The organism is Terriglobia bacterium (genome assembly GCA_020073205.1).
GTDB lineage: Bacteria > Acidobacteriota > Polarisedimenticolia > Polarisedimenticolales > JAIQFR01 > JAIQFR01.
Map to the genome: position 1 here is coordinate 12,206 of JAIQFR010000040.1, position 23,170 is coordinate 35,375.

General features: G+C 69.1%; 17 protein-coding genes and 1 pseudogene. 7 read left to right on the plus strand and 11 right to left on the minus strand.

The window, feature by feature from the left end:
- The 3 genes from LAO51_10225 to LAO51_10235 form a co-directional block, all read right to left on the minus strand.
- Positions 1-4,047 carry an HYR domain-containing protein gene (locus LAO51_10225; GenBank protein MBZ5639113.1) on the minus strand — a complete coding sequence of 1,349 codons (4,047 nt, stop codon included), beginning with the start codon at positions 4,045-4,047 and terminating at the stop codon, positions 1-3.
- 123 nt (positions 4,048-4,170) lie between these two features.
- Complete coding sequence (locus LAO51_10230; protein MBZ5639114.1) at positions 4,171-4,689, minus strand: hypothetical protein; 519 nt, start codon at positions 4,687-4,689, stop codon at positions 4,171-4,173.
- A gap of 142 nt (positions 4,690-4,831) precedes the next feature.
- Positions 4,832-8,218 (minus strand): thrombospondin type 3 repeat-containing protein, encoded by a 3,387-nt coding sequence (locus tag LAO51_10235; GenBank protein MBZ5639115.1) that lies wholly within the window; start codon positions 8,216-8,218, stop codon positions 4,832-4,834.
- Between the two features lie 214 nt (positions 8,219-8,432).
- On the opposite strand from LAO51_10235, the gene LAO51_10240 reads away from it, so the two are divergent.
- On the plus strand, positions 8,433-8,630 hold the full coding sequence (locus LAO51_10240) for a hypothetical protein (GenBank protein MBZ5639116.1): 198 nt from the start codon (positions 8,433-8,435) through the stop codon (positions 8,628-8,630).
- A 24-nt stretch (positions 8,631-8,654) separates the two neighbouring features.
- On the opposite strand, the gene LAO51_10245 is transcribed toward LAO51_10240, so the two are convergent.
- Entirely contained in the window at positions 8,655-10,061 is a 1,407-nt protein-coding gene (locus LAO51_10245) for a nitronate monooxygenase (GenBank protein MBZ5639117.1), read from the minus strand.
- Positions 10,062-10,497: 436 nt separating this feature from the next.
- Between LAO51_10245 and LAO51_10250 the strand changes: the two genes are divergently transcribed.
- A complete protein-coding gene (locus LAO51_10250) occupies positions 10,498-10,689 on the plus strand; it encodes a helix-turn-helix domain-containing protein (GenBank protein MBZ5639118.1) in 192 nt (63 codons plus the stop codon).
- A 76-nt stretch (positions 10,690-10,765) separates the two neighbouring features.
- On the plus strand, positions 10,766-11,056 hold the full coding sequence (locus LAO51_10255) for a hypothetical protein (GenBank protein MBZ5639119.1): 291 nt from the start codon (positions 10,766-10,768) through the stop codon (positions 11,054-11,056).
- 117 nt (positions 11,057-11,173) lie between these two features.
- Here LAO51_10255 and LAO51_10260 read toward each other — a convergent pair whose 3' ends face one another.
- The 4 genes from LAO51_10260 to LAO51_10275 form a co-directional block, all read right to left on the minus strand.
- Positions 11,174-12,211: a hypothetical protein gene (locus LAO51_10260; GenBank protein MBZ5639120.1), complete on the minus strand. Its 1,038-nt coding sequence runs from the start codon at positions 12,209-12,211 to the stop codon at positions 11,174-11,176.
- Between the two features lie 223 nt (positions 12,212-12,434).
- Positions 12,435-14,333 carry a sigma 54-interacting transcriptional regulator gene (locus LAO51_10265; protein ID MBZ5639121.1) on the minus strand — a complete coding sequence of 633 codons (1,899 nt, stop codon included), beginning with the start codon at positions 14,331-14,333 and terminating at the stop codon, positions 12,435-12,437.
- A gap of 271 nt (positions 14,334-14,604) precedes the next feature.
- Positions 14,605-15,309 (minus strand): carbon-nitrogen hydrolase family protein, encoded by a 705-nt coding sequence (locus tag LAO51_10270; protein ID MBZ5639122.1) that lies wholly within the window; start codon positions 15,307-15,309, stop codon positions 14,605-14,607.
- A gap of 48 nt (positions 15,310-15,357) precedes the next feature.
- Positions 15,358-16,134, minus strand: a complete 777-nt coding sequence (locus tag LAO51_10275) for an SOS response-associated peptidase (GenBank protein MBZ5639123.1) — start codon at positions 16,132-16,134, stop codon at positions 15,358-15,360.
- Positions 16,135-16,229: 95 nt separating this feature from the next.
- On the opposite strand from LAO51_10275, the gene LAO51_10280 reads away from it, so the two are divergent.
- Positions 16,230-16,583 carry a hypothetical protein gene (locus LAO51_10280; protein MBZ5639124.1) on the plus strand — a complete coding sequence of 118 codons (354 nt, stop codon included), beginning with the start codon at positions 16,230-16,232 and terminating at the stop codon, positions 16,581-16,583.
- Between the two features lie 85 nt (positions 16,584-16,668).
- Here LAO51_10280 and LAO51_10285 read toward each other — a convergent pair whose 3' ends face one another.
- Positions 16,669-17,619 (minus strand): 50S ribosomal protein L11 methyltransferase, encoded by a 951-nt coding sequence (locus LAO51_10285; GenBank protein MBZ5639125.1) that lies wholly within the window; start codon positions 17,617-17,619, stop codon positions 16,669-16,671.
- A gap of 195 nt (positions 17,620-17,814) precedes the next feature.
- On the opposite strand from LAO51_10285, the gene LAO51_10290 reads away from it, so the two are divergent.
- Entirely contained in the window at positions 17,815-19,635 is a 1,821-nt protein-coding gene (locus LAO51_10290; protein MBZ5639126.1) for an ABC transporter ATP-binding protein/permease, read from the plus strand.
- Positions 19,632-21,605, plus strand: a complete 1,974-nt coding sequence (locus LAO51_10295; protein ID MBZ5639127.1) for an ABC transporter ATP-binding protein/permease — start codon at positions 19,632-19,634, stop codon at positions 21,603-21,605. Before LAO51_10290 ends, LAO51_10295 begins: the two co-directional genes overlap by 4 nt.
- A 106-nt stretch (positions 21,606-21,711) precedes the next feature.
- On the opposite strand, the pseudogene LAO51_10300 reads toward LAO51_10295, so the two are convergent.
- Together LAO51_10300 and LAO51_10305 are read right to left on the minus strand one after the other, a co-directional pair.
- A pseudogene (locus LAO51_10300) lies at positions 21,712-22,047 on the minus strand (extradiol dioxygenase).
- Between the two features lie 59 nt (positions 22,048-22,106).
- Complete coding sequence (locus LAO51_10305; protein ID MBZ5639128.1) at positions 22,107-22,976, minus strand: hypothetical protein; 870 nt, start codon at positions 22,974-22,976, stop codon at positions 22,107-22,109.
- Between the two features lie 14 nt (positions 22,977-22,990).
- Here LAO51_10305 and LAO51_10310 point away from each other — a divergent pair.
- Positions 22,991-23,170 (plus strand): hypothetical protein (locus tag LAO51_10310; GenBank protein ID MBZ5639129.1); only part of this gene is annotated, 180 nt, incomplete at its 3' end.

A 23,170-nucleotide genomic window follows, 5' to 3' on the forward strand; every position in this document is an offset into this window, starting at 1 on the left:
TCACCTCCCGCGCGTCGTCGCCGGCTTGCCCACCTCGGTGCCGACGGGCCTCGATGCAGCACCCTGATCGTGCGGGACTGAGACCGTGGCCCTTCCCGTCCCGACGTTCCCCGAGGCGTCGACGGCCCGGTACTCGATGGCGTAGGTGCGCCCGGGGCCGCTTCCGTCCCGCTCCGCGCGAAGGAGGACGTCGAGGTCGGCCGTTCCGATCGCCGCGTCCTGGACGTCGTCGGTCGTGCTTCCGTCCCCCTCGCCGGGAGCGTCGTCCGGCTCGCTGGAGACGATCGATTGGAGAACGAGACGTGGCGAAGGATCGCAGGCGTCGAGGACGGTGACGGCGTCATGAACGGTCCGCATCTTGTGATTCGGCGGCCACAGAACAGGCGGTGACGCGTCGACCGTCACGAGCGGAGGCGTCGTGTCGACCACGGTGACGAAGGTGACGCAGCTCGCCGAGTTCCCCGAGCCGTCGGTGGCGGTGAAGGTGACGCTGGTTGAGCCGAGGGGATAGGTCGCCGACGCGTCCGCACCGTTGGGCGTGTGAGAGTTCGTGATCACCAAACCGCCGGGCTGGCACACGTCGATCGCGGCCGCGAGAGGCATGATCACCCACGATTGGAGATTGGCCTGGCACTCGATCGTGATCGGGGCCGCGCACGTGATCATCGGCGGGGTTGAGTCCTGCACCGTGATGACCACGTCGTCGGTACCCGTCGCCCCCGTTCGGTCGGTGGCGGTGAGCGTCACGTGATGCGTTCCGAGGGGGAACGGGACCGTGAGGATCTCCCCGCTCCCGAGAGGCGTCCCGCCCTCCGACCAGTCGAAGCTCGCGATGTCGTCGTGGGTGCCGGGGGTGGAGTCGCAGTCGGTGCTGCCGGAGCCGTCGAGGGTGACCGCGGCCTGCTCAATGTCAGTGCATTCGAGGTTGAGGTCTGGTCCAGCGTCGGCAATCGGGGCGGTTTCACCCCCACTCAGGTACCTCCCACCGGAACCTAGTGCGCCGCCGTTGCTCCCGCCCCAGACCACCATCGCACTCCCCGTCCAAGCCGCCGTATGCGCACAGCGCGCCGATGCGGCACCCGCGGTCGAGGTCGCGGCCCAGGTGTCCGTGGCCGGATCGTACCGACCGCCCGTGTTCACGACCCAATATGAACCATTGGAGTAAAACTGGCCCCCCCAAACTACCATCACGCTTCCTGTCCACACGGCCGTGTGCCCCCAGCGTTCCGATGGTGCATCCGCGATCGACGTCGGCGTCCAGGCGTCCATCACCGGATCGTATCGCCCACCCGTGCTGGTCCCTTGAGAGTCGGTGTAGCCGGGACGTCCGCCCCATATCAGCATGGAACTTCCCGTCCAAACCGCAGTGTGGTAGGGGCGGACGGCGGGCGCGCCGACGATCGACATCGCGGTCCAGGTATCCGTGGCAGGGTCGTACCGTCCGCCGGCGGTCGAGGCGGACATTCCTCCCCACACGAGCATCAGATGCCCAGCCCACACCGCCGTGTGGGCGGCGCGCGCCGCGGGCGCGTTCAACGACGACGTCGGCTTCCAAATGTCCGTGGCGGGATCGTATCGCCCGCCGGTTCCGAGGTAGCTTCCCCGCCATCCGCCCCAAACGATCATCGATGTTCCCGCCCAGACCGCCGAGAAATCGGTGCGCCCGGGGGGGGCGCCGATGGGCGACGTCGGCGTCCAAGCATCCGAGGTCGGATCGTACCGCCCACCGGTGTTCTCGTAATTCGACGAATTGCCCAAGTGCAAGCCGCCCCAAACCAGCATCTCGCTTCCCGTCCACACCGCCGCGTGTCCGTATCGTGAGGAAGGTGCCCGGGTCGTCGACGTCGTGGTCCAGGTATCGATGGCGGGATCGTATCGGACGCCAGTGTTCAAGGAGGCGGAGCCGTCATTGCCACCCCACGCCACCATCACGCTTCCGGTCCAGACCGCGGTATGATCACGGCGCGCGGAGGGAGCGCCCGCGGTCGACGTCGTCGTCCACCTGTTGCCAACTGGATCGTACCGTGCACCGGTGTTGAAGTAGTGGGCGTGGCCGTTCTGATTGTCGAGATCGACGCCCCCCCAGACGACCATCACACGCCCCGTCCAGACCGCCGTGTGCAACCAACGCGCTGAAGGAGCCCCAGCAGTCGTCGTGAGCGCCCAAGTGTCCTTGACGGGGTCATACCGCCCGCCGGAGTTCAGCGAGACGGAATAATCGTATCCGCCCCAGACCACCATCACGTTCCCGGTCCAGACTGCCGTGTGGTAGTACCGACCGGCGGCCGGTGCACCCACGGTTGACATGGCCGTCCACGTGTCCCTAACAGGGTCGTATCTTCCGCCCGGGGTGGAGTTGTAACCGCTGCCCCAGACCAGCATCACGCTCCCCGTCCAGACCGCAGTGTGCCCCCAGCACACCAGGGACGGGGCTCCCGCGGTAGAAGTCGCGCTCCAGGTGTCCGTGGTTGGATCGTACCGCCCACCGTCGATGAGGCAGCCGGAGTTGCTCTGCCCGCCCCAGACCACCATCACGCTCCCCGTCCAGATCGCAGTGTGACCATACCGCCCGGACGGCGACCCCACGGTCGATGTCGCGGTCCAGATGTCGGCGGCCGGGTCGTACCGCCCTCCGGTATTCAGCGGACCGTAGTCGCTCCCGCCGCCCCAAACCACCATGACGCTCCCCGTCCAGACCGCAGTTTGCCCATAGCTTGGAGCTGGCGCCGCCACAATCGACGTCGCCGTCCAGGTGTCCGTGATCGGATCGTACCGGCCGCCGGTGTCGACGGTGGCGTCGCCATCGTAGCCACCCCAGATCACCATCAAGTTGCCCGTCCAAACCGCGAGGTGCTGGGAACGCGCCGAAGGAGCGCCCGCAGTCGACGTGAGCGTCCAGGTGTCCGTGGCAGGATCGTACCTTCCGCCGGAATTCACGGGGACGCTGCTACTCTCGCCGCCCCAGACCACCATCACGCTTCCCGTCCAGACCGCGGTGTGGTGTTCACGGGGATCCGGCAAGTCGTCGAGAGTCCCGTTGTCCCACGCATCCTCGGGGACGCACTGCGCGATGCGGCTGACCCGAGCGATACGCCGCTGCGCATCGCGAAGCTGAGACGAGACCTCACTGCCGGTCCCGCCCTCTATTTCCAGGCTCGACGCCGCCTCGGGAGCCAGTACCGCCCCGATCGCGACGGCACGAACGTCCCCCTCGTCGAGGTGATCTCTCACCTCGAGCCACCAGTCATCCCGGGACTTCTTGGGGACGGTGAAGTTCGCTACGCGAAGCTCGCCGGGTGTCTCGTCGAGCAGAACACGAATTGCATACCCTTCGCGCTCCTCGACTAACGGCCCGATCCTGTCGCCCGCGTTCTCGAGCTGCGCGCGCAAGCCGTCGAGCTCGGCCCCCGGAACTTGCCTGCGACGCGAGCCCGTTGACAGATCCGGGATCGGCGATTGACCGCCCTCGCGCCCGCCGCCGCCATCTCCTCTCGGGAGGTCGCCTCGGACGAACGCCGTGACCGTCCGCGCGGGGTGGTTCAGGGCGGGGTCGATCTCCCTGCTTACGAGCCCCGCGTGAAGCGCCTCCGCGGCGTTCCGCTCCTCGGCGTGAAGACCCTGATCGAAGGCGAAGAAGTTCTGGGTCAGGCGTTCCACGAGCCCGGGACGTGCGAGGCATTCCTGGATCAGGAACGCGTCGTTACCGAGCGCGGTATAGAGTTCCTGTAGCCGCTCCGGCATCCGCGTCCCGCGAGCTTCCCGCTCCATCTCCCGGCGGAGCATCTCGGCCGTCACCGGCGTCTTCCAGTACCTCTCGAGCGCGACGCTCTGCTTGAGGTACTTGCGGACCTTCTCCTCGAGGACCGCCCGCGGCACCGCCGCCTCGAACGGCTTCGTGGCCCCGATCTGATGCGAGTAGTACACCCGCTCGATGGCCTCCTCCGCCGCGACCCGCTGCTCGAAGCTGAGGTCGCGGGCCAGGACGGATGGCGCCGCCAGGCACAAGGCGACCAGGGCGAGCGCGAGACACACACCAACTCTTCGCATGGGAGCCCCCCGAATGCGTGCAGGAGTGCTAAGTACGGGCCACGGACCCGCGAGTCAAGCGAAAAGCCTTCGGCTGGCGCCGAATTCGGAGCCCACGAGGGATCGCAGACGACAGATCGCCGTCTACTGCGCCGAGATCACCGCGGATGCAGTATCGAAATGGACCGTCTGAACGACCCCACCGTGCGAATCGACGGCGGCGGGGTCGCCTGTCGGATTCTGTGGGCTCGTGGAACCGGCAATGGCCAGCGTCGTCGTGCCCGCCTTTTTCACGCGGAACGTCAGGCAAACGACGATCGCCTCGGTGGCCGTCACGCCGTTCCCCGAGCCGCCGCCGAGCTTGGTGACGCCGACCACCACGCGGTTTCCGTTTTGTGCGCCCTGCGCGCTGCCCGTCTGGCTCCCGCTCAGCGTCAGAGCGTCGCCGAAGACCGCCGTCCCGCTCACGTACTCCGCGACCGACGAATCGCCGAGCACCAGGTCGAAGGCGAAGTAGTAGAGGTCCGTGCTGGTGGTCTGGCCCCCGATCGCCACCTCGACGGTCACACGGTCGCCGCTCCCCGAACCCGGCCGGAGCCTGACGTGATCGGGCGCGACCGACGTCCCGCTACCGGTGAAGGAGGCCGTCAAGCCCGACGTCACCGCGCCGCCGCCCCCTCCTCCGCAGCCGATCGCAGCGGCGAGACACAGGACAATGCACAGACGTCCCAGCCTTCGCGTCAAGCTCCGCGACATTACCATCGTCCTGAATTCCCTCCTCATGATCGCGACCCGAGAGCCGATGTCATGGGCCGGCCACGGACTTGGCCCATGCCGCCGCCATGATCGCCAGATCATCGCCCTCGATCCGGCAGTTGCGGTCCAGGTCGACCCTCGGCTCGTAGCGAGCCTCTCCGCAGCGAGAGGCGAACGCGATTCCGAGCATGCCCAGGTCGAAGCCGTCCACCCGCCCCGAGTTGTTCGCGTCGGCGAGCGCCACACCCGTCTCGCAGACGTCGCCGAGTCCATCGCCGTCGAAGTCCGCCTGGCCCATGTTCGCGATCGCAGGGCAGTTATCGAGGCAGTCCGACACTCCATCCCCATCGGTGTCGGCGTCAGCGGCGCGACCGACGTACCGTCCGCCGGAGCCGATGCAGTTGTAGTCGGCGAACCCCCCCCAGACCACCATCACGCCCCCTGTCCAGACCGCCGTGTGGACATAACGCGCGGTGGGCGCCCCCACCGTCGAGGTTGCCGCCCACGTGTCCGTGACCGGATCGTATCGCCCACCGGTGTTCATGGGGCGGCCGTCGTAGCCGCCCCAGATGACGAACTCGCTCGCCGTCCAGACCGCCGAATTGCCGAAACGCGGGGTCGGCGCCCCCACCATCGACGTCGCCGTCCAAGTGTCCGTCGCCGGATCGTACCGCCCGCCGGTGTTCACGGGTCCCGAGTCGTCGTAGGATTCGCCCCCCCAGATCAACATCACCCGACCCGTCCAGACCGCCGAATGCCCACTGCGTCTGGACGGTGCCCCCGCGCTCGACATCGCGGCCCAGGTGTCGGTGATCGGATCGTACCTTCCGCCGGTGTTCGAAAGGATGTCACCGCCCCAGACCAGCATCTCGCTTCCCGTCCAGATCGCGGTGTGACTGTTGCGAGCCGAGGGACCACCGGTGCTGGACGTCGCCGTCCACGTGTCCGTCGCCGGATCGTACCGCCCGCCGGAGTTTATGGAGAGGTGAGTATCGTCTCCGCCCCAGACCACCATCACGACACCCGTCCAGACGGCGGAGTGCCGTATGCGGCCGGAGGGCGCGCCTGCGGTCGACGTTTCCGTCCAGGTGTCGGAGACGGGATCGTAACGACCACCCGTCGTGAGGAAGAGCATGGAGCCGTCGTGGGGGTCGTAGACTCCCCCACCCCAGACGATCATCACGCTACCCGTCCAGACCGCCGTGTAGTCAGATCGCGGGGACGGGGCCCGGAGGGTCGACGTGGCGACCCAGCTGTCGGTCACTGGATCGTACCGACCGCCGGTGTTCACGTCGCCTGCGTCGTCGATGCCGCCCCAGACCACCATCACGCTTCCGGTCCAAAGTGCCGCGTGATCTACGCGCGCCGAGGGCCCGTCCCCCGTCGACGTCGGCGTCCAAGCATCCGCCGCCGGATCGTACCGCCCACCGGTGTTGACGAAGCCGGCGACGCCAGTGCTGCCACCCCAGACCACCATCAACGCACCCGTCCAGATTGCGCTGCCTGCGATGCGCACCGATGGCGCACCCGTCGCCGACATCGCCGTCCAGGTGTCCCTGGCTGGATCGTATCGCCCGCCGGGATTCAGGAGGCCATGGCTGGCACCACCCCACACCACCATCACCCTGCCCGTCCAGACCGCAGCGTGGTGAGCACGCACGCTCGGCGCCCCCACCGTCGATGTCGCCGTCCAGGTGTCCGTAGTCGGATCGTAGCGCCCTCCCGAGTCCGGCAGGTCGCCGTAGTCGCCCTCGCCGCCCCACACCACCATGACTCTCCCGCTCCAGATCGCGGTGTGACCGTGGCGCCCGGAGGGGGAACCGGCGCTCGATGTCGCGGCCCACCTGTCCGCCACGGGATCGTACCGCGCGCCGGAGCTCAAGTAGTGGGTCGATGTGTCGTAGAAGTAGCCGCCCCAAACGACCATCACGTTCCCCGTCCAAACCGCCGTGTGTCCCCACCGCCCGGAGGGTACTCCTGCCATCGATGTCGTTGACCAAGCGTCGGTCGCCGGATCGTACCGTCCGCCGGCGCTGATCGGCACGTCGCTCCCGCCACCCCAGACCACCATCGACTTTCCCGTCCAGATCGCCGTGTGGCCCGCACGCCCGGCGGGCGCTCCCCCCACCGACGTTGCCGTCCAGGTGTCCGTGGTCGGGTCGTATCGGCCGCCGGTGCGGAGGTAGTCGTAATCGGCGGAACCACCCCAGATCACCATGACGCTGCCCGTCCAGACGGCCGTGTGCCCATAGCGCGGGGACGGCGCCCCCACGGACGACATCGGAGCCCACGTATCGGTTGCCGGATCGTATCGTCCCCCGGAATTCAGCGAGACGGAGCCGCCGTATCCGCCCCAGACCACCATCACCGAGCCCGTCCAGATCGCCGTGTGCGCCTGGCGAGGTCCCGGCACGTCGTCGAGGGTGCCGTTGTCCCAGGTGTCGTCGGGCACGCAGCCCACCGCACGGTCGAACGACGCACCGCTATGTTGCGCATCGCTGGTCCGACCTGCGACGCCGCTCAGCCCGTCTTGGTTCCCCGCTCTCGACGCCGAGTCGGAAAGCGACCCCCCCTCGGTCGCGACCGCACGGCCGGTTCTTTCATCTAGACGATCTCTGACCTCGAGCCACCACTCGTCACGAGATTTCTTGGCGACGGAGAAGGTCGCCACGCGAAGCACGCCGGCGGCCTCGTCCAGAGGAACGCGGATCACGTATCCCTCGCGCTCCTCGATCAACGGCCCGATCCTGCGACCCCCTTCGACGAGCCGCGCTCGCCAGCGCTCGAACTCGACGCTCGACAAAGGCCTGCGATCCGGCCCCATCGCTCGTACCGGATCCGGCGATGGACTTCCCTCGGGCCCGCTGCCGTCGCCAGCCCTCGTGAGTTCGGCGCGGACGAAACGAGTGACGGTTCGCGAGGGATGATCCAATGCCGGGTCGAGCTCGCCGCTCACCAGGCGCGCATGAAGCGCCTCCGCGGCGCTCCGCTCTTCCGCGTGAAGCACCGGATCGAACGCGAAAAAGTTCTGCGTCAGGCGTTCCACGAGAGCGGGCCGCGCGAGGCATTCTTGAATCAGAAAGCCGTCGTTTCCGAGCGCGGCGTGGATCTCCCTCAGGCGCTCCGGCATTCGGGTCCCTCTGGCCTGCCGCTCCATCTCGGCCCGGAGCATCTCCGCACCGACCGGCGTCTTCCAGAACCTCTCCAGCGCCACGCTCTGCTTGAGGTACTTGCGGACCTTCTCCTCGAGGACCGCCCGCGGCACCGCCTCCTCGAACGGCTTCGTGGCCCCGATTTGATGCGAGTAATAGACCCGCTCGATGGCCTCCTGGGCGGCGACCCGCTGCTCGAAGCTGAGGTCGCGGGCCGGAACGGAAGGCGCCGCCAGGCACAGGACGACCAGGGCAAACGCGAGACGCACCCCAACACTTCGCATGGGAGCCCCCCGAATGCGTGCAGGAATGCTAAGTACGGGTCGCGACTGCGCGAGTCAAGCGAAAAGCAGCTTGCGGCTTTCAAATTCGCAATGAACGGGACGGAATTCCCCCGCCCGCGCTGCCCTCCACGACGCGGCGCGCGTCGCGGTCCGCCGATCCGCACCGGCGAATTCATTCCTTTCAGGCGCGGTCAAATCGACGTAGATTCTCGGCATGATCGCCACACGCCTCGACGAGCTGGTGTGGGAGCTCGAGCCGGAAGAGCTGCCGGACGCTCTCCGCCTGCTCGCGGCGATGGAGCTGGCCGGCTGGGTGTCGCCGCCAGAGGCCTCGGAATGGCGCGGCCGAATTGCCGCACTGGGCATCTACCACGAGGACTCGCGGCTCTGGATCGACCGGCCGGAGGCGTGACGCCTCACGACCGCTCGCTCGGCCCTAGAGTGACGATTCGCCGCCGTTGAGGATGACGCGGATGACGTCGGCGGCGGTGTAGGACGTCGAGCCGGGGCGCATGAAGCGGGCCAGTCCCGTGAGATCGTCGCCGGACGTCACGATTCCGGCTTCCACGAACCTCCCCTGTCCGCGAATCTGGGGCGCGCCCGCCGTGGTCACGAGCGCGTTGCAAATGCACGTCCGGCCGACGGTGTCCTCCACCCTTCCGCCCTTCGCGACGTACGCGGACAGGGGCTCTGAAGGACACCGGAAATCGATCCGGCCGTCCGGCGTGCGGTACGCTTCGCGAAGGTAGCCGAGATCGCAGACGCGGCGCCGGGCGAGCTGGACGGCGCGCTCCGAGATCGATCCTTCGAGCTGGACGACCTTGAAGGGGAAGCCCGAAGGAGAGGCGAGCGGGTCCGTGAAGACCCGCCCCTCGCCCCTGGCGACCTTTTCCAGCAGCGCCTGTCGGTAATCGTCGCGAAGTCCGGATTCGGCGCAGTAGGCGAACGCGGTGCCGACCTGCACGCCCGCGGCGCCGGATTCCAGGGCCTGCTGCAGGCCGCCGGCCGCGCCGAAACCGCCGGCGAGCCAGAACGGCAAGCCGAGGTCGCGCAATTTCGCGAGATCGACCTTGTCCCGGTCCCCGTAGACCGGCTCGCCCCGATCGCTGAGCGCGGGCTTACCGCGGGGCGGGGCGTTGTGGCCGCCGGCGGTCGGGCCCTCGACGACGAAGCCGTCGACCCTCCCGTTGGCCTTCTTGATCATCGTGACCGCGAGGGTGTTCGACGCGATGATCGGGAGGAAGCGTGGGCGAACGAGCGGGGGCAGGTCGCGCTCCATGAACTCGCGCGGCGTGAAGCGCAGGGCGGTGTCGTCCCCCTTCTGCGCGCCGACCACGTACAAAGGATACGTGGCCGGCTGGTGCTCGACGTACGCGTCGAGAACCCCCGGGATCTTCAGCGGAATGCCGGCCCCCATCAGGACGTAGCCGACCCCGGCGAGCATCGCGCCGTAGATGGCGATGAGGTGGGGCGGCTGGATCTTCTCGAGGTAGTTGATCCCCACGGGGTTCGTGTGGCCTTCGCGCGCGAGGAAGACCTCGACGAAGTTGCCGACGATCCCCAGCTCGGCGAGCGGTCGCGGGCATTCCAGACCGTGGAACGGCGTGCGCGTGTACGGGGCGCCGGGCGCCTTGCCTCCGGGGAGGTAATGGGCCTTCCATACGCGTTCGGCCATGGCAGGGAACGGGAAGGCGTCCATCGCGCGGCGCATGTGCCCCCCGGGATCGCCATCCTCGAGGCGCCGGGCCAGTATCTGGTCGAGGGCCGTGCCGGAGACTACCCCCAGCTGGCCCAGGCGAGAGACGGTCCGCGCCAGCCGCCAGTTCGAGATGGCGACGCCCATGCCGCCCTGGATGATCCTCGGCAGGTCCCACACGATTCCGCATCATCCCACAGACCTGGCGTTCCGGCATCCGAGGCCGGAGACACCCTGTCTCGAGCGCAGATGATCGACCCTTTCGCCGACCCACCGTCTCGCCTCCACCCTCCGCGGGTCCCGGGGTGGGCGGCAGTTCCTCTTGGCCGATGATGCTTCGACGAGAATCCCCCGAACCTTGCTCCAAGTCATGCTCTTCCCAAGGTGGCCTTGTGACATTAGAAGTATACGGGATTGTCGGTAGACGTGTTCCACCGTACAATAGCGGCACGTCGAGCGTCCTGAGAAGTCCCGGCCATCTCCCGATGAGAAGGAGGACGTTCATGGACGATGGAAAATGCTTTGTCGCGCTTCGGGCGCGGACCGTCGAGATCGGCACCAAGGGGACTGCGTGGGAGGAGTGATGCGGCCCGACGAGTTGCGAGGACTGCGTCGTGCGCGCGGCCTGTCCGTGGTTCAGGTCGCGTCACGGATCGGGATCACCGGCCCGCTCCTTCGGTCGCTGGAGACCGGCGACCTGGTGCCCGACGGCGATCTGGCCGATCGGTGGGAAACGGCCGTCGTCGAAGAGCAGCCGATCCAGCGATCGTCCTAGCTCGCTGAGCTGCTCGAACCCCGCGGAGACCGACGCACCATCGAGGTTGCGGCGACGAAGCCGATCCGGAGGGGCCGTGCGATCGATGACCGAGGTGCACACGGTTCGCCTGGCGAACGGGGTCCACCTGACGACGCGGCGGAGCGAGTCGTCGGACGGGATCCCGGTGCTCGTGGTGGACGGCGCCGCGTACTCGCGAGAAGGCGCGACGGGACAAGGGGCGGCGGAGACCCTCGTGCGGCGCTGGGCCGCTTGGCCCGAGAGATCGTCCGCGGAGCGAGCGTTCGCCGCGCTCTTTCTCGTCGGACGGAGGAGCTCCTGGTCCCGGAAGCCGCTGATGTCGCGCCGGCTCGACGCGAGTCATTGAGCGCGAGTCGACGGGGAGCATCTCGCCTTCGTGACGGGGCCGGCGCCAGAACGCCAGCCGCAGGTCGAGCGGGGCGCTGTCCGTCGAGGAATGGACCTTCAGGATTCTGCCGGCGGGTCACTCGCTCGCGACGGTGAAGTGGAACGTCGCGCTCGCCTGGTTGCCGGCCAGGTCCTCGACCGTCACCGTCAGAGCGTGCTCTCCAAGGTCGAGGTCCGCGCCCGGCGTGAAGCTGTAACCCGAATCGGAAATCTCGGCTTCGGCCGTGCGATCGACGCCGTCCAGCGCGACCTGGACGGTGTCGGCGACCAGGCCGGACAGGTTGTCCGAGAGCGTGCCGTCGATCACCGGTCGGCGCGCCGTGATAATGGCGCCGTCGCCCGGCTGGCCGTTCGTGATCTCCGGCGGCGTGTTGTCCACCGTGATCGTTCTTGCGAGCGGCATGACGATTTGGGATGGGTCGGTGGCCTTCGGTGGGCCCACCTCCGCGAGCACGTAGTCGCCAGGAGGCGTCAGTACGGCGATGTTCCCCGTCCCCTGGAGGTCGCCCGTGAAGGAGTCGAGGTCGGCCGTCGGAGCGTACGGGTAGACGCCGTCGTCGACGAAGCTCCCCGCCGTGTCGCGGCCGTTCCACGGAATCGTGGCCGTAACTCTCGCGAACGGGGCCATGGTCCCATCCGCCATGGGAAGAACGACGACGTTCAACGGGGGCGTGTATTCGACGTCCAGGTGGAGTGCGCGGATCGGGGCACCGTTCGGGTTCGAGATCCCGCAATCGAAGCGCACGATCACGTGGCGGTTGGTCCGATAGTTGTTGATGAGATCGAGTGGGTTGGCGTACGCGACGGGCCTGACGCTGCTCCGCGGGAGGAGCGGCCCCGCCGCGAAGACAATCGTCAGGGTGTCGAGGTCTTGCCTCCCGTCCTGATTCATGGGCGAGAAGGGGTTGTCCTGATGCGAGAAGTACAGGAACCTCAATTGCACCGGGTCCGTGATCGCGAGCCTGGCCTTCATCCCCACGTCATTCGTTGGCAAGGTCGGGACCGTCTGTTGGCGGAGGTCCGGAGCGTCGACCTTAGCCGGCTTCGCGAACGCGAACGTGACACTGAAGAACAGGATGACCCAGAGGAGCGTGGAGAGCCTCTTCCCGAACATAGAACTCCTCCCCCTCTCCGGGGCCCGTACAGGACTCTCGCCCTCGGGTAGCCCCGGGAGATCCATTCTATCGTGATGACCCGACTTAATTCCGAGACGAATCTCATTGTCAAGCGGAAATTGGAGCAAAGGTCGGGCGAATTCCGGAACCTTCGTTCCCTGGATTCGCATCCTCGTTAAAGGCGGTCCGCGCGCGGCGGACGGCGGCACGAGACGCGGCGGCTCAGCTCGGCGGCGTCGAGCCGCGAGCGCGGGCGTCCGCCAGGTCGTCGAGGAAGCGGTAGAGCGTGGCCCTCGATACCCCGAGACGCTTGGCGGCCTGGAGCCGGTTGCCGTGCGTCTCGCTGAGGGCTTCCATGACCGACTCCTCCGTGAGGCGCTTCGCCTTCGACGGCTGGAGGCGGATCGAGGCGCGCGCTTTCGCGAGCGCCGCGGGCAGGTGCTCGGGCCCCACGCGCTCCCCTCGCGACTTCACGAACGCGAACTGCAGCACGTTCTCGAGCTCCCTCACGTTGCCCGGCCAGCTGTGCTCGCTCAGGAGCGACATCGCCTCGGGAGAGATCTCGAGCACATCGCGGCCGCGTGCCCCTGCCATGCGCGCAAGGACGTGATCCACCAGGAGGGGGATGTCCCCGCTCCTCTCCCGGAGCGGCGGCACCGTGATGGGCACCACGCAGATGCGGTAGAAGAGGTCCCTCCTGAACCGCCCCTCGACCACCTCCCGCTGGAGGTCCCGGTTGGTCGCGCTGATGATCCGAACGTCGACGGAGATCGTCCGCTCGCTCCCGAGCCGCTCGAAGGTGCCGCTCTGAACCACCCGGAGCAGCTTCACCTGCGTCGCCGGACTCAGCTCCCCCACCTCGTCGAGGAAGAGCGTCCCGCCGTCGGCCAGCTCGAAGCGGCCCTTCCGGTCCCGGACCGCCCCGGTGAAGGCGCCCTTCACGTAGCCGAACAGCTCGCTCTCGAGCAGCGTGTCCGGCAGGGCCCCGCAGTTCACCGCCACGAAGCGTCCGGCGGCGCGAGCCCCTTGCGCGTGGATGGCGGTCGCGACGAGCTCCTTTCCCGTCCCGCTCTCCCCCTGCACGATGACGGGAGCGGTGGAATCGGCCGCCTCGCGAATCGTCTCGAAGAGCTCCTGCATCTTCGCGTCGCGACCGACGATTCCCGAAAAGGAGACCTCGGTTCGGAGGGCGCGCCTCAGTGAATGAACCTCCGTGCGGTCATCGATCAGGAGGAAACAGAGTTCTTCGACACCGAGCCGCCCCAGGGATGCGCCGACGGACAACCGGAGCGTCCGGCGTCGACCCTCCGAAAACACCTCGAACTTCCTGTCCGCGCGCACGGCGGTCCCGCGCCGAAAGGCTTCGGCTACGAGACACCGGAGCCCGCAACGATCGGCCTGTCCCACCGGGCAATCCGCGCACGGCGCGTTCGGCAGGCGGGCGCAGCCGAGGGCGTCCCCGATCAATTTCCCCAGCGCCTCCGCCGACGTCACGCCGAAGAGGGTCTCTACGTACGGGTTCAGCGCGTGGATCCGGCTCTCCCTGTCGACGGCCAGGATCCCGCAGGGCACGGATTGGAACATGGTCTGCAGGAGCGACCGCTTGCTCTCGAGCCTGGCGTTTGCGCTCCCGAGATCTCGAAGTGCGGTAGCCGCCCGACTCTCCGCGGCAATGCGGGCCGAAACGTCCCGAAAGACGCAAACGTGGCGGACCGACGCGCCGCTCTCCTCTCCGATCCGCCTGCACAGGCCCTGGACCTCGACGGAGCCGCCGCGGCGCGATTCCACCCGCAGCTCCGCCCCCTCGAATTCGGCGACCCACGAGACGGGATCGGACAGGATCGTGCCCCGCACCGGGTCCTCGACCCGCAGGACCTCGGTCACGTGCCTGCCCCGCGCTTGCTCCACGGGCCAGCCCGTGATCGCCGCGGCCGCGGCGTTCAGGTACGTTACGCGCCCCTCGCCGTCGAACGTGAGCACCGCGTCGCCGATGGCGCGAAGGACGGCGTCGAACCACCTCTCCCCGTCCCCGTCCGAGGTCGCTAGACACGTGTCACAGAATGCGGGGTCGTTTGCGCTCATTGTGCTGTTCGAGGCCGAGCCGGCCACTTTGACGCCCATCGAGTCCTCCGATCCGCTGAGACCCCACCGGGAAACGGGCGTGAGCACGAGAAGCGCCCCACTGCACGGCATCGGCAACGGGCCACGGACAGGGGCAACTCATCGCGCAGAAATTCCCCGCGTGTATCGACGCTTCATACGTACGCGTCGGGAAAGCTCGTGTCAAGGAAAAGCTCTCGACGGGAGCCGGCTTGGCATTGAATGGGATGGGGATTATCCGTTGGGTCGTGACGCCCGCGTGCCCCCGTGGCTCGGTCGTCGGTTCTCGTGATCACACGAGCGTCGCGCGGGCGATGGCGCCGGTCTCGGGCCCCGCCCGGGCGACCACGACCCCCTCGGGACTCCAGATGCTCGAACGGCCGGCGGCCCGCGCGAAACCGCCGCCGGTCGACCCGGCGAAGCTGGCCACCGCGACCCAGACGTGGAGGCTCGCGGCCACGCGACGGGCGCGCTCGTCCTGGACGGCCGCCTCTTCGGCGGACTTCAAGGTGGCGGCAACGTAGGCGTCGATCCCTAAGGCGGCGGTGTCGGACGCGTGCTGCGGGCTTCCGGTGTCCTTGCAGATGGCAAGGCCGAGCCGCCAGCCGTCGACGTCGAGCGCGGCGGGCTTGCTCCCCGCGGAGAACCGGTCGGCCTCGGTCGTGGACAGCCACATCTTGCGGTAGGCCACGGCGGCCCCGGATCCTTCGACGGCCACCATCGCGATGTGCGACCGGCCCGCCTCGCCGTGCACGGGAGCACCCACCAGCGCCAACGACCCCGTCTCGGCGCACGCCTCGACGATCGGCGTCAGCCGCGGGTCCCCGACCGTGATCGCCGGGGCATCCAGCTCGTACCCGGTCAGGGAGAGCTCGGGAAAGACCACCACCCGGGCCTCCGCGGAGCGAACGGCCCCCGCGTGCGTCACCGCGTTCGCCGCGACGTCGTAAGGGATGCACGGCGGCTGGGTGACCGCGATGATCAGCGGCCGACGCATGCGGCCCCCAACCTCCTCGATCGGCCAAGGCGACCCATCGGACATCGATCAGCGGACATTCGGCCGAATTCCTTCCCCCTCCGGCTCGACGCAGCTCGGATCGTCGTTCCGAGGATTGTTGACCCGCGGCGAGACGGGAATGGCGACCAGGACGTCGTCCGGAGCGGGCCGAAGCAGGTGCGTGACCGCCGCCGCGTCCGTCAAGGATCGATCGAGCCAGAAGTCCCACGCCGACTCATCGAGGATGACCGGCATCCGCTCGTGGAACTGCCGCATGAACGCCGATGCCGACGTCGTGAGGATCGCGCAAGCGGCGGCGACCTCTCCCTCCGTCTTGTCGAAGTCGACGATCCCGGCGAAGGCGAAGGGCGCTCCGTCCTGCCGCCGGAACAGATAGGGTCTCTTCCGACCGCCCTCGGATCGCCATTCGTAGAAGCCTGTGGTCGGGATCAAGCACCGCCTCTCCTCGAGGGCCTTTCGGAACGTGGGTTTTTGGGCGGCCGTCTCCGAGCGCGCGTTGATCATCGGCTTCGTCGTCCACGGCACCCGAAGTCCCCACCGCGCGCTCACGAGGTGCCGGTCGGAGCCCCCGCCCTCTATGATCGCGACCTGATGGGTCGGTGCGACGTTCCAGCTCGGCTTGCCGTGGACGCCGGCGCGGCCGCCCAGGAGCCGGACCACCTCGGCCCATGGCAGCATGAGAGTGAAGCGGGCGCACACGCCTCCGAGTATCACCGACGTCGAGGGGCTCGGCAACAACGACGGAATGGCATGACCGAGAGCCCCTCCGATTCCCGTCGCGCCGGAACGGATCACCGAGGTCACGAGATCTCCCTTGCCTTCCGGGGCGGTTCAGGTGTACAAGGTCGTCAGCGTTCACGTCCGCATGGGGGCTTCGTCACGACCGCCGGGGCAAGGGAATGACCCACCTCACCGAACGGCAGCGCCAGCTCCTGGTGGCGGCCCTCCGATCGCGGGGCTACATCACCGCCGTGGTCACGATGGACGGCGAGGTGACCGTCGGCGCCGGGCGCGAGCGCGTCCGCGGCCCCGCCGGTCCCATCGATGGCCTCGTCGCCGCGGAGCTCCTGAATCTCGTCGCCGAATACGCCGATCGAGAGGGGGCGCGCCCCGTACGCGACATCGCTGGCGTGCGCCTCTACGAGCTCACGCCGGCCGGCCGTGCCGTCGCCATGGATGCGGAGATCGGGCCGGCACCGGGGGCTGGCGGAGAGCCAAGGGCGGGCTTCGGCCGGCGTCGCTCGATGCGATGACGCGAAGCAACCGACGGACGCTCGCGTTCCCTTGCTGCTGACCCTGTACGTTCCGGGATCTCCGGCAGCGACGCCCGACGGGCCGCTAGCGCACCCGCGCGTGAGGGCGCGTGTCGTGCCGTTCGGTCGCGCCATCGCCGATCGTCACCGACCAGTCGAACTCGCAGCAACCCGGAGAGGACGGATCGCAGTGCAGCTCGACCCCGATCCGAGCGCCCTCGGCGACCTCGATCGTCTCCTCGAGGGGGAAGAAGATCCTCCCCCAGTGGGTATCGGGCGCGCCGACGGCGTTCGTCAGAACGCAGCCGTCGCACAGGTCCGCGGTGAACCACGCCGCGAGTGCCGAGAACCTGCCCGCGCGAGCCGCCGTGAACACCGGGGTGCCCACGAACGACCGATCGGCCTCGGCCAGCGAGCAGGTACGGGCGTCGTGGGTCCACAACATCTGCGGCGGCGCGAGCAGGTCGTCGGTGGCGATGCGGGCCTGCGTCATCAGCAGTTCATTCGCGCTGATGTCCGCGATCACGGTCGTATCGACGCCGTGCGGACGTGCGCGCCAGTGCGCGAGGCCTTCGTCGAGATCGCGCATCCACGCCGGCGCGAGCCATGCGGTGACGCGCTCGGGGACGATCCTGCCGCCCGGCGCGAGCCAGCGATCGCGAGCCATGACGAGCGGAGCGAGCATGTTCTCATCGACGCCGAGCCCGCCCATCCATTCGGAGACGATGACCTCCACCTGCTCCGGAAGGTGGACCTCCTCGATGTCGGCCTGGATCACCTCGATGCGATCCGCGAACCCGTTTCGCGCGACCATCTCCCGAGCGACGATCACGATGTCCGTGCGCTCGACGGCGTAGACCGTCCGCGCGCCCGCGTTCGCCGCGAAGATGCTGAGGATTCCGGTGCCCGCGCCCATGTCGAGGACGACCTGGCCGGGCCCGACCACCTGCGCGATCGCCCTCCTGAAGGCCTCGTTGCGGACTTCATCCCGCAGCATCCGCCGATGGAGGGCGAGCTGGGCGTAAGCTTCCGGCATCCGAGGAGGGTCCTCCCGTCTCCGACAGGGGAGCATAGGGGGAGCGAGGGCCGAAGTCCAGGCTCCACCACCAGCGGCGTCTCACCCGCCGTCCGACGCGCCACCGCGGCCCGGGCAGGGCTATAATCCCTCGCTCGCCAGCAAGTCAGCGAGCGACGGTCGACCTTGAGCGCTATCCCCACGGACGTCCGGCGAATGCTGTCGCTTCTGCGCCCGGAGCGGAAGCACTACGCCCGCGGACTGCTCTCGCTCCTCGTCGTCAACCTCGCCGACGTTGCCGGGCCGCTCTTCATCGCCCTCGCGGTGGACATCGTCGCGTCGGCCTGGGGCGCCCCGGGACCGGGTGCGGTGCGATCGGGCGGCGCGAGGCCGGGCGCCCCGCCGCTCCTGCGCCTCCTGCGGCTCGACCCCTCCCACGTCACCCTCGCGGGCGCGATCGCCGGCTACCTCGCCCTGCAGATCATCGCCAACGTCTGCCGCTACCCGATGCTCGTCGAGGTGGCGGTGGCGTCGCACCGCGTCGGCCAGACCCTGCGCAACCGGCTGGTCGACCACCTGCTGCGGCTCGCGCGTCCGTTCTACGATCGCGCCAAGACCGGCGACCTGATGTCGCTGGCGACCGCGGACGTCGCGGCGATCCGCATGTTCTACGGACCGGGGACGCTGCTGCTGGTCGACACCGCGATGCTGATGGTCTTCGTCCTCGGGGTGATGTTCGGGCTCTCGGTGCCGCTGACGCTTGCCGCCCTCGTCCCCCTGCCGCTGATCGCGCTGTTCACCAACAAGATCTCTCACGCCGAGTTCGAGCGCTTCGGCGCGGTGCAGGCCGACCTCGCGAAGCTGACCGAGCGGGCCCGCGAGTCGTACGCCGGCATCCGCATCGTGCAGGGGTACGCCCGCGAGCAGCACGTGAAGGCGCGGTTCGCCGAGCACTCGCGCCGCCACTTCGGCTTCAACCTCTCTCTGGCCCGCGTGCAGTCGCTCTTCGACCCTTCGCTCGACCTCCTCCTCGGCCTCTCGACGGTCCTCGTGCTCGTCTTCGGCGGGGCTGAGATCGCCCGGGGCCGCATGACCGTCGGGACGTTCGTCGCCTTCCTCTTCCTCGTCGGCAACCTCTCGGGCCCGATGATCGGCTTCGGCTGGGCCTGGTCGCTGTTCCAGCGCGGTCGCGCCTCGACGCAGCGGCTCGAGGCGCTGTTCGCCGAGCCGGCCGAGATCCGCGACGCCCCCGGCGCGACGGAGGCGAAGGGACCCGGCGAGCTCGTCGTGCGCGGACTGACCTTCTCGTTCGCCGCGGGGGCAAAGCCGGCGCTCGACGGGATCGACCTCACGCTCGCCCCGGGCCGGACTCTCGGGATCGTCGGCCCGGTCGGGAGCGGCAAGAGCACGCTCGTCAGCCTCCTCGCGCGGCTCTACGACCCGCCGCCCGGCGCCGTGCTGCTCGACGGCGTCGACGTCCGGGATCTCACGCTGGACAGCCTGCGCCGCGCCGTCGTGGTCGCGCCGCAGGACACCTTCCTCTTCGGGGACACGGTCGAGGGCAACGTCTCGCTCGCGAGCGCGGGCGAGCGGCCCGACCTCTGGCGCCTCGCCCGCCTGTCGGCGATCGACGAGGAGATCGCCGCGTTGCCCGAGGCGTTCGAGACGCTGCTGGGCGAGCGCGGGTACAGCTTGTCGGGCGGGCAGCGGCAGCGGCTCGCGATCGCTCGCGCGATCGCGGCGGACCCGCGGATCCTCGTCCTCGACGACTGCCTGTCCGCCGTGGACGCACGAACCGAGGAAGCGATCCTCGGCAACCTCGGCGAGGTGTTCAGGGGTCGGAGCGCGATCGTCGTCTCGCACCGCGTGCGAGCGGTGGCCCCGGCCGACGAGATCATCGTCCTCGACGGCGGCCGGATCGCCGCGCGCGGCACCCACGGCGAGCTGATGGCGCGGGACGGCTACTACGCCTCGATCGCCCGCGAGCAGATGCGCGAGGAGCGGGACGCGGACGCCGACGGTGGAGGTTCCGCGTGAACGCCGCGCGGCGGGTTTCGCCCCCAGGCCGCATCGAGCGGAAGGCGCTCGACGCGTCGCGAGACGCCGTCCTCGCACGCATGCTCGAGGAGGAGCGGGTCCAGTCGCGCCTGTGGGACGCGGCGCTCCTGAGGCGCCTCGCCCGCTACCTCGCGCCGCACCCCGGCCTCGCCGCCATCGCCGTGACCCTCGCGGTGATCGAGGCGATCACGATGACCCTGCCCGGGTACACGGTCGGCCTCGCCGTGGACCGGATCGTCGGCGTCCCCCGCCCCGCCCACCTGCTCGACGCCGTCGCGGGACCCGTGGGCCGTTGGCTCGCCGCTCACGTCGGGGTCTTGAAGGGTACGGCCGCCGGCGCCGTGGCCCTTCCGAGCACCCTCGCCCTCGTCGCCGGCTACGGCGCGGTGCTGTTCGGAGTCTGGCTCGCGCGCTGGGCGATCGCCGTGACGACGTCGTATCTGGTCCAGACGCTCGGCCAGACCGTCGTCCACGACCTCAGGGTGGACGTGTTCGGGCACGTGGTGAGCATGGACGCCCGGTTCTTCCAGGAGAACCCCGTCGGACGCCTGGTCAACCGGACGACGTTCGATGTCCAGGCGCTCGCCGAGCTGTTCTCGGACGTCTTCGCCCAGGGGCTGCGCGACCTCTTCTTCGTGATCGTCCTCGCGGGGGTGATGATCGCGCTCGACCCCCGGCTGGCGCTGATGCTGATCGCCACCTTTCCGCTGCTCGCCGGCGTCGGTTACCTCTACCGCGTCTTCGGCCGCGACGCGCTGCGCACCAACGCCGCGGTCCAGTCGCGCATGAACGCCTGGCTCGCCGAGAACCTCGCCGGCATGCGCGAGAACCACCTCTACCGCACCGAGGACCGGCGGCGCGCCGAGTTCCGCGGGCTGACGCTCGCCCACCAGGCCTCGATCACTCGCGCCGTCCAGGCGTGGGGCTTCCTGCGCCCCGCGATGCTGCTGACCGCCGCGGGCGCGACCGCGCTCGTGCTCACCTCGGGCGCCACCCGCGTCGCCCTGGGCACCCTCACGGTTGGCGTGCTCCTGACGTTCCTGCAGTACACGACGCGCCTCTGGGTGCCCGTGCGCAACCTGACGGAGAAGTTCAGCGTGATCCAGGCCGCGCTGACCTCGGGCGAGCGGATCGTCGACGTGCTCGACGCGAGGGCGGGCATCACCGACCTGACCGGCGCCGATCCGTCGCTCCGCGTTCGCGACGGTCGCATCGAGTTCCGCGACGTGACCTTCCGCTATCCCGGCAAGAACGAGGACGCCCTCGCCGGCCTCTCGTTCGCGGCGCCCAAGGGGCAGATGCTCGCCCTCGTCGGCGACACCGGCGCCGGCAAGACGACCATCGCCCGGCTGATCTCCCGCTTCTACGACCCGACGAGCGGCGGCGTCCTCGTCGACGGGCGGGACGTCCGCGACTACCGGCTGCGGAACCTCCGCTCCGGGATCGCCATCGTGCCGCAGGAGGTCGTCGTCTTCGCCGGGACCGTGCGCGAGAACGTCACCCTCGGCCTCGACCTGCCCGACGACCGCGTCCGGCGGTGCGCGAGCGCGGCGGCGATGGACCAGCTGCTCGCCCGGCTCCCGGAGGGCCTCGACACCCCGCTGGAGGAAGGCGGTCGCACCCTCTCGAGCGGCGAGCGGCAGCTGATCAGCTTCGCTCGCGCGCTCGCCGCCGACCCGCCGGTTCTCGTGCTCGACGAGGCGACCGCCAACATCGACACCGAGACCGAGCTCCTGATCCAGCGCGCCCTCGGGAACCTCACCGCCGGCCGCACCAGCGTCGTGATCGCCCACCGCCTGAGCACGATCCGCGACGCCGGCCAGATCCTCGTGCTGCGCCGCGGCCGAGTCGTCGAGCGCGGGTCGCACGAGGAGCTGCTGGCGCAGAACGGAGAGTACGCGCGCCTCTACCGGCTGCACCTCTCGCGGGGCGGCACCGAGCCGCGTTGATCGCCTCACCCCTGGCCCCGGCCTTCTACTCGTCCGGCGTTCGTGCCACCTTCTTGGCCCCGCGCACGGCCACCCCGCGCGGGCTCTTCCTGGCGCTCATCGCCTTCGGCCGTGCGTGCCGGGGTTGATAGATGCCGAGTTTCCCGCCCCCCGGCAGGGTCAGCTGCGTGAGCAAACCCCAGCCCTGATTCCGCACTGCGCCGCACCGGATACCGCGCTTTCGCATCGCGACGGTCAGGGCCCGCACGTCGTCGCACATGAGAAAGAACTCGTGCACGTCGTTCCGGTCGGACGGATGGACGGCCACCTCCGCGGGAGGCAATCCGAAGACCAGCCAGCCCTCCCCGACGTCCACATGGGGCAGCCCGAGCGCGTCGCGCAGAAAGGCCCGGTCGGCGTCAGGCTTCTTGCTGTAGATGATCGAATGCGCACCGATGATCATGATCGAGTGTCCTCCGTGCTCCGTGCCGACGGGACAGCCGCGTCATCCGGGCGGATTCCTCAGGGGCAGGCCGCGGCGTGGCGCTCGGCCCCGCCGCTCACGGACCCGTAGGTCCCCTTTCCGCAACCGTTGCCGCCGCGGACGAGGTAGTAGTACCCCGAATTCGAATCGGGTTCGCTCGCGTCGGTGGCCGTTCCGCCAGCGACGCCCGAAACCATGCAGCTCTCGGCCGCACGACCGCCGACGGGGAGCTGCGCGAGGTCGCCCCGCAGGACGTCGTAGACCGTGCCCGGACCCGCCTGAGCCGAGAGCGGGTTCCAGCCGACGGTGGACTTGTCGACGAAACTCAGCCCGTCCACCTCGGACGGCGCGGCCCAGGCCGTCGCATCCGTCGGCGCGCAGTCGCACGCATCGCCGACGCCATCGAGATCGGCGTCCTCCTGTCCCGGGTTGGACACGTTCGGGCAGTTGTCCGACGCGCTTTGGGCGCAGTCGCCGTCCGGGTCGTCGAGAACGAAGTAGCGTCCCCCGGAGGACACGGGATGGGCGATGCCGCCGCCGAACACGAGCATCGCCGTGCCGGTCCAAACGGCGGAATGGTTCGAGCGGGCAAAAGGGGCCCCGATGCGGGACGTCGCCGTCCAAGCGTTGCTGGCGGGGTCATAGCGCCCGCCCGTGTCGAGCAGGCCCTGGGCGGAAAACCCACCCCAGACCACCATGAGGTTTCCCGTCCAGATCGCCGTGCCGTTGTCCCGGCCGGAAGGCGCTCCGTCCGCCTGCACCGGCTGCCAGGTATCGGTGGCCGGGTCGTACCGGCCACCGTCGGCGGGGTAGTAGAGGTTCTGCCGGCCTCCCCAGACGATCAGCTCTGGGCCGTTCGAGACCGAAAAGGCCGCGCTGCGGGGGGAAGGGGCGCCCGAGAGCGTCATCGGCGCTCACCAACGTGGGACGCAAGACTGTTTCGCAGCTCGAGTTCGGCACGTCTTCGATCCCCCGCACCCTGGTGGCATATATACAGGCCAAAGTCGGCGAACCCACATCGGTCAATCCTTCGGCGCGAATGCCTCAGTATCACTTCGAGACCGGAGACCTGGAGGCCGTGACGACCGCTTTGCTCAGCATG

Bases quoted from the DNA above. Each gene is read 5' to 3' on its own strand.
- LAO51_10245 (MBZ5639117.1), bottom strand. From the start codon at position 10,061: ATGGGCGTCGCCATCTCGAACTGGCGGCTGGCGCGGACCGTCTCTCGC.
- LAO51_10240 (MBZ5639116.1), top strand. From the start codon at position 8,433: ATGATCGCCACACGCCTCGACGAGCTGGTGTGGGAGCTCGAGCCGGAA.
- LAO51_10280 (MBZ5639124.1), top strand. From the start codon at position 16,230: ATGACCCACCTCACCGAACGGCAGCGCCAGCTCCTGGTGGCGGCCCTC.
- LAO51_10235 (MBZ5639115.1), bottom strand. From the start codon at position 8,218: ATGCGAAGTGTTGGGGTGCGTCTCGCGTTTGCCCTGGTCGTCCTGTGC.
- LAO51_10305 (MBZ5639128.1), bottom strand. From the start codon at position 22,976: ATGACGCTCTCGGGCGCCCCTTCCCCCCGCAGCGCGGCCTTTTCGGTC.
- LAO51_10270 (MBZ5639122.1), bottom strand. From the start codon at position 15,309: ATGCGTCGGCCGCTGATCATCGCGGTCACCCAGCCGCCGTGCATCCCT.
- LAO51_10290 (MBZ5639126.1), top strand. From the start codon at position 17,815: ATGCTGTCGCTTCTGCGCCCGGAGCGGAAGCACTACGCCCGCGGACTG.
- LAO51_10285 (MBZ5639125.1), bottom strand. From the start codon at position 17,619: ATGCCGGAAGCTTACGCCCAGCTCGCCCTCCATCGGCGGATGCTGCGG.
- LAO51_10260 (MBZ5639120.1), bottom strand. From the start codon at position 12,211: ATGTTCGGGAAGAGGCTCTCCACGCTCCTCTGGGTCATCCTGTTCTTC.
- LAO51_10265 (MBZ5639121.1), bottom strand. From the start codon at position 14,333: ATGGGCGTCAAAGTGGCCGGCTCGGCCTCGAACAGCACAATGAGCGCA.
- LAO51_10250 (MBZ5639118.1), top strand. From the start codon at position 10,498: ATGCGGCCCGACGAGTTGCGAGGACTGCGTCGTGCGCGCGGCCTGTCC.
- LAO51_10225 (MBZ5639113.1), bottom strand. From the start codon at position 4,047: ATGCGAAGAGTTGGTGTGTGTCTCGCGCTCGCCCTGGTCGCCTTGTGC.